Genomic DNA, 6,332 nt, shown 5'->3' on the forward strand with positions numbered 1-6,332 from the left:
GGCCGGCGCGCCGCCGGCCAGCGCCGCGAGGCCGGCGCGCCAGGCCGTGCCCGGCGCCTCAGGCGGCCGCGGCATCCGCCACGACCAGCAGCCCGGGGACCACCGCCTCCGCCTCCCGCCGCACCGCCTCCTCCCGCAGCTCGAGCGGGCGCAGCCCGGCTTCCGCCAGGCGGGAGGCGACATGGGCGGCGGCATGGGCGTAGCGTCCGGCGGTGCCGAGCTCCCAGGCCTCCGCCGTCGCGGTCCGTTCCAGGCTGAAGATCAGCAGGCCACCGGCGGCGAGCCGGGCGCGGCAGAGCCCGAGCACCGGGCGCAGGTCGCCGAGGTAGCAGAAGACATCGCCGGCGGTGATCAGGTCGTAGCGGCCCGCATCCTCCCGCAGCGCATCCAGCAGGTCGGCCTGGCGCAGGCTGGCATAGAGCCCCTTCGCCGCCGCTTCCTCCAGCATGCGGCGGGAGAGGTCGATGCCGGCGAGCGGCCCGCGCAGCAGGTCGCTGAGCGCGACGCCGACCAGGCCGGTGCCGCAGCCGAGGTCGAGGACCGGGCCGAGGCAGGCCTCCCCTGCCGCGGCGGCGGGGCGGTGGCGTTCCACCGCCCGGCGGATCAGCCCGGGGATGCGGTAGCCGAGGCCGAGCAGCGTCGCCTCGAAGCGCGGGGCGAAATTGTCGAACAGGGATTCGACGTAGTCGGCCGGCGCCCGCTCGCCACCGCCGCCGGCGGCGCCGGTCGCGGCGGCGAGATGCGCGAGATAGCCGTTCTGCGGCGCCATCCGGGCGGCGGCGGCGAAATGCGGCCCCGCCTCGGCCAGCCGCCCCTGGGTGACCAGGGCATGCGCCAGCACGCTGTGCACCGCGCCTTCGGCGATGCCGCGGGCGAGGGCGGCCCGCGCCAGGGCCTCCGCCGCCGCGGCGTCGCCGCCGAGCAGCGCGGCATGCGCCCGCAGTGCGGCGAGGCCCGGGAGGCGCGGCGCCACCGCCTCGCAATGCGCGAGGAGCTCCGTGGCGGCCTCATGCCGGCCGGCGCGCAGGAAGGCGCGGCCGAGGCGGTATTGCAGGTCGGGGTTGTCGGGATCGGCCCGCCAGGCTTCGCCGGCGAACCAGATCGCCTCGTCATGCCGGCCTTCCTCGGTGAGCGCGGCGGCCAGCAGCAGGCGGCCGGACAGCTCCGTCGGGTCGGCCATGACCGCGGCGGCGGCATCCTCGGCGGCGCCGGCATGACGGCCGCGGGCCATGCGGATGCGGGCCCGCAGGCGGCGCAGCGGCGCATCCTCGGGCATCGCGGCGAGTGCGGCATCGGCCGCCGCCTCCGCCTCCCCGCCGCGGCCGAGCTGCAGCATCGCCTCGGCCCGCAGGGCGGCGGCAGGCGGGGCGCCGAGGGCGGCGAGGCGGTCGAGCATCGGCAGCGCCTCGGCCGCCTGGCCGTCGCGCAGCAGGGCCCGGGCTTCCTGCGCCAGGCGAAGGGCGATGGCGGGATCGGCGGCGGGGATCGGGACCAGGGCGGCGGACATCGGCGGCGCGCTCAACGCCAGAGGCCGGCGGCGAAATGCTCGTTCATCTCGGCGACGAAGCCGAGATCGGGCTCCGCCGAATCGCATTCGCGCAGCACGGCGATGGCGACGCCGGCGATCTGGGCGCGGAGCGGCGTGGGGAGCGTGTTGGTCGGGTCCATCACCGAGGCGCGGACGGCCTCCCACAGGCGACGGTTGTCGGCGACGGCGCGGGCGCGGGAGAGCGGGTCGGCGGCGTCGGCGGCGCGGATGGCGCGGGTGGCGCGGGCGAAGACCTCGGCTTCCATCTGCTTCGGCGTCAGGCGGCGGCGATAGGCGGCGGCGCCGGCGGCAGCGGGCGGGGCTTCGGCCACGGAGATCTGGTCGGTCATGGGCAGCATTCCTTGCTGGAGTGCCGCTCGGGCTCGGCCGGTACGGCGTGGTGGGGTGCGTCGGCCGGCCTCCTGCCGGCGATGCCGTGGCCCGCGCGCGAAGCGGGGCGGACGACGCGGGGAAACGCGATCAGCGGAACAGGCTGAGCAGGGTCTGCGGCGCCTGGTTGGAGATCGACAGCGCCTGGGTGCCCAGCTGCTGGCGGATCTGCAGCGACTGGAGGCGGGCGGATTCCTTCGCCAGGTCGGCGTCCACCAGCGCGCCGAGGCCGCTGTTCTGGGCGTCGATCTTCGCCTTGTTGTAGTTGATCTGCGTGTCGATGAAGTTCGAGTAGCTGCCGAAGTTGTTCAGCTGCGTCAGCGTGTTGGAGATCGCCGTCGTCAGCGAGCCGCCGGCCGTGATGGCCGAGGAGGCGGAGGCGCGGTCCCAGCCATTCGCCGTCGAGATCTCGTCGTAGATGCCGGCGATCGCCGCGTAGCCGCTGAAGCTGTAGACCACGCCCTCGCCGTTCCGCAGCACCTGGCTGGTGCCCTGGTAGTTGGCGTTGTTCTCGTCGAGGATGTTGCGGCTGTTGTAGGTCGCGTCCTCGATGAAGGACTTGATGTTGTTGGTGAGCTGCTTCACCTGCGACTGGTACTGGCTCTGCTGCTCGGAGGTGATGGTGCCGTCGGCCAGCTTGACCGTCAGCTCCTTCAGCTTCTGCAGGGTGGTCGAGACGTTCTGCAGGCTGGCCTGCGTCACGTCGAGCAGCCCCTTGATTCCGCCCAGCTGCTCATTGGCGGAGGTGGTCGCGGCGATGTCGCCGCGGACCCGTTCGGCCACGGCATAGGCGGCGCCGTCGTCGCGGGCATCGGCCACGCGGAAGCCGGTCGAGATGCGCTTCTGCGTGGCCGTCAGCTCATCGGAGGTCCGATTGAGCGACTGCAGCGCCACCATGGCGCCGACATTGGTGTTCACCGAGTTCAATGGCATGCGGGTTTTCCCTCAGGATGACCGCGGCCCCGGATCGTCCGGGACCACCGCGGCACTTTCGCGCAGCCGCGGTAAAGCCAGCGTTAAGCCCGGCCGCGCGGCGGGACCCGGATCGTGGGGCCGCCTGCGCGGCCGACCGGGCGGGTCACCGCCGATGGCCCTGGGGAGGGATGCGAGGCTTCGGCCGACGGCCGAGGCGGCCGCTGCCGGTGGCACCAGCGAGGCGGATTGTGCCGCGCGACATGCGCGCCTGCGGCTGAGCAAAGGGACCGCGCGTCTCTGGCGAGACACTGGTACCGCGCGCCTGCGGCGGAACTGACAAACCCCTTACCGGAGGTGTGACTGACCGACCGCGCACCGAAGGCATGATGACAAACCGCGCGCCTGCAGCGGGACTGACGAACCGCCCGCCGGGGGCGCGACGGACAAACCGCGCGCCGAAGGCGCGACGCCAGGGCGGGACAGCCCCGCCGGACGGCGCCGCGATGCCCGGCGGATCGGGCCGTCAGAACCCCTGCAGCACCAGGACGAGCTCGCCGAGGCCCCAGGCGCCGAGCAGGCCGAGGATGCCGGCCAGGCTCGCCTCCTGCACCCAGCCGAGGGCCTGCAGCCGGCGCCGCAGCGCGAGCGGCCAGGGCGGCCCGGCCGGGCGCGCGGCGGGAGGGCGGCGGGCCGACTGCGGGTGGGGCGGGATGGCGAAGCTGCCATCGAAGAGGGCATGGCTCTGCATGACCCCTATAGGAACAAAATGCGAACGACGCCGCAAGAGGGAAAGTTCACCCTCTGTTCATAGATGCTGGCGCAGCCGGCGTGCCCGGCGCAAGGCCGGCCAGACATCGCCCTGGCCCGATGCGGCCATCAGCCGACATGACCGCGGCAAGGGCGGCAACGCCGGTTCGCCCCCGGCGACCGCCCCGCCCGAGCGGCTCGCCTGTCGATCCGACCGGGCAGCCGCCGCGGACCATGCCCGATCGTGGCTTTCCGCGATCCGCTCCGGGCGAGCACCGCCGTCGCCCGTGCCGCCGCCGCGGCCGCCGGTCAGCCTTCCTTGGGCAACCGGATGCCGGTGAGGGCCTGGTAGGCCCGGATCACGAAGGCATCGTCCTTGCCGCCATGCCCCTGGGCCCGGGCCGAGACGAAGAGCTGATGCGCCTGCGCCGCCAGCGGCGCCGGGAAGGCCACTGCCCGCGCCAAATCGCCCACCAGGCCCAGGTCCTTGACGAAGATGTCCACCGCCGAGCGCGGGGTCTCGTCCGCCTCCAGCACATGTGGCATCCGGTTCTCGAACATCCAGGAATTGCCGGCCGCGGTGGTGACGATGTCGAACACCGCCCGCGGGTCCAGCCCCGACTTGATGCCGAGCGCCATGGCCTCCGCCGCCACCGCGATATGCACCCCCGCCAGCAGCTGGTGCACGACCTTCATGGTGGAGCCGAGCCCCGGCTCCTCCCCCAGCACCCAGACCTTCTTCGCCACCGCATCCAGCAGCGGCTGCGCCTTCGCCAGCGCCGCCGGGCTGCCGGAGGCCATGACGGTCATCGTCCCGGCCCGGGCGCCGACCGCGCCGCCCGAGACCGGCGCGTCCACATAAAGGAAGCCGCGCGCCTCGGCCGCGGCGGCCAGGCGGCGGGCATCCTCCGGCGCCAGGGTGCAGGAATTCACGATCACCGCCCCCTGCGCCAGGCGGGGCGCCGCGCCCTGCGGGCCGAACAACGCCGCCTCGGCCTGCTGGGCATTCACCACCAGGACCAGGACGCCCTCGGTGCCCGCCGGGATCTCGGCCGCGCTGGCCGCCGGCGTGCCGCCGGCGGCGGCGAATTCGGCGCGGGCGGACTCGCGCGGGTCGCAGCCCGCCACCTGCATCCCGGGCGCCTTCACCAGGGACAGCGCCGCGCCCATGCCCATGCTGCCCAGACCGATCACCGCGACGCGCATGGCGTTCCCTTCCCTGCCGAACCCTGCCCGGTGTCCGCCCGGGGCGGCGGCGGCGTCAAGCGGTCGCCCCCGCCGCGCAGCCAGGCTACCGTTCTGCGGGAGGGGTGCTGCCCCTCCCGAACCCACCCCGCCAAGGGCCGGAAGGCCCTTGGGACCCTCGAATCTGCCCCCTGGGAAGGAAACGCGCATGAACCTCCACCGGATGCTGCGGGCGAGGGAGGCCGCCGGAAAACCCATTCGGGTCGGGGTGATCGGGGCGGGGAAATTCGGGTCGATGTTCCTCGCCGCGTCGCAGCGGACACCGGGGATGCACATCATGGGCATCGCCGACTTGGCCCTGCCGCGGGCCCGCGCCGCCCTGGCCCGGGTCGGCTGGCCGGAGGCCAGCTACGCCGCGCCGAGCCTCGACGCCGCGCATCGCGGCCGCGCCACGGCGCTGACCGAGGATGCGATGGCGCTAATTGCCGATCCGCGCATCGAGGTCATCGTCGAATGCACCGGCCATCCCGCGGCCGGCATCGCCCATGCCCAGGCCGCCATCGCCCATGGCAAGCATGTGGTCATGGTGAATGTGGAGGCCGATGTGCTGGCCGGCCCGCTGCTGGCCGAGCAGGCGCGGGTCGCCGGCGTGGTCTATTCCATGGCCTATGGCGACCAGCCGGCGCTGGTCTGCGAGATCGTCGACACCCTGCGGGCCGAGGGGTTCACGGTGGTCGCCGCCGGCAAGGGCACCAAGTACCTGCCCGCCTACCATGCCAGCACGCCGGCCACCGTCTGGGGGCATTACGGGCTGACCGAGGAGCAGGCGCGGCTTGGCGGCATGAACCCGCAGATGTTCAACTCCTTCCTCGACGGCACGAAGTCGGGCATCGAGATGGCGGCGATCGCCAATGCCACCGGCCTGCAGCCGCCGGAGGACGGCCTGGCCTTCCCGCCCTGCGGCACGCAGGACCTGCCGCGCGTCTTCGCCGGCAGCACCGGCCGGGTCGAGGTCATCTCCTCCCTGGAGCGCGACGGGCGGCAGGTGGTCAACGACCTGCGCTGGGGCGTCTATGCGGTGTTCGAAGGCGAGACGGACTACATCCGCCGCTGCTTCTCCGAATACGGCGTGGCGACGGACCCGAGCGGGCGCTACGCCGCGCTCTGGCGGCCCTACCATTTCATCGGGCTGGAGCTTGGCCTGTCGGTCGCCAGCGCGGCGCTGCGGCAGGAACCGACCGGCTGCTCCGAGGCCTGGCGCGGCGATGTCGCGGCCACCGCGAAGCGCGATCTGCGGCCGGGCGAGGTCCTGGATGGCGAGGGCGGCGGCATGGTCTGGGGCAAGTGCATCCCGGCCGAGCGGTCCATGGCGCTGGGCGCGTTGCCGATCGGCCTGGCGCATGGCGTGACGCTGACCCGCGCGGTCCCGGCCGGCAGCATCGTCGGCTATGCCGATGTCGTGCTGGACGAGGCGAGCCCGGCGGTGCGGGCCCGCCGCGCCATGGAGGCGGCGGCCCGGCCGGCGAAGGCGGCGGAATAGCGGGCGGGCCGGCCGGGACGCGGCGGC

The 6,332-nt window shown here is 74.0% G+C and carries 6 protein-coding genes; 1 reads left to right on the plus strand and 5 read right to left on the minus strand.

What is annotated here, in order from left to right; all coding sequences use genetic code 11:
- Nucleotides 1–58: 58 nt before the first annotated feature.
- The 5 genes from E2C05_RS27135 to ltnD form a co-directional block, all read right to left on the minus strand.
- On the minus strand, nt 59–1,507 hold the full coding sequence (locus tag E2C05_RS27135) for a tetratricopeptide repeat protein (RefSeq protein ID WP_158292394.1): 1,449 nt from the start codon (nt 1,505–1,507) through the stop codon (nt 59–61).
- Between the two features lie 11 nt (nt 1,508–1,518).
- Complete coding sequence (locus E2C05_RS27140) at nt 1,519–1,878, minus strand: flagellar biosynthesis regulator FlaF (protein ID WP_158292395.1); 360 nt, start codon at nt 1,876–1,878, stop codon at nt 1,519–1,521.
- A gap of 130 nt (nt 1,879–2,008) precedes the next feature.
- Complete coding sequence (locus E2C05_RS27145; RefSeq protein WP_133222778.1) at nt 2,009–2,851, minus strand: flagellin; 843 nt, start codon at nt 2,849–2,851, stop codon at nt 2,009–2,011.
- Between the two features lie 505 nt (nt 2,852–3,356).
- Complete coding sequence (locus tag E2C05_RS27150) at nt 3,357–3,581, minus strand: hypothetical protein (RefSeq protein WP_133222779.1); 225 nt, start codon at nt 3,579–3,581, stop codon at nt 3,357–3,359.
- A 308-nt stretch (nt 3,582–3,889) separates the two neighbouring features.
- Nucleotides 3,890–4,786 carry an L-threonate dehydrogenase gene (gene ltnD / locus E2C05_RS27155; RefSeq protein ID WP_133222780.1) on the minus strand — a complete coding sequence of 299 codons (897 nt, stop codon included), beginning with the start codon at nt 4,784–4,786 and terminating at the stop codon, nt 3,890–3,892.
- Nucleotides 4,787–4,973: 187 nt separating this feature from the next.
- Here ltnD and E2C05_RS27160 point away from each other — a divergent pair, with 187 nt between their 5' ends.
- Nucleotides 4,974–6,305 carry an NAD(P)H-dependent oxidoreductase gene (locus tag E2C05_RS27160; RefSeq protein WP_133222781.1) on the plus strand — a complete coding sequence of 444 codons (1,332 nt, stop codon included), beginning with the start codon at nt 4,974–4,976 and terminating at the stop codon, nt 6,303–6,305.
- Nucleotides 6,306–6,332: the final 27 nt, after the last annotated feature.

Origin of the sequence: Paracraurococcus ruber, from assembly GCF_004353985.1 — a bacterium.
GTDB lineage: Bacteria > Pseudomonadota > Alphaproteobacteria > Acetobacterales > Acetobacteraceae > Paracraurococcus > Paracraurococcus ruber.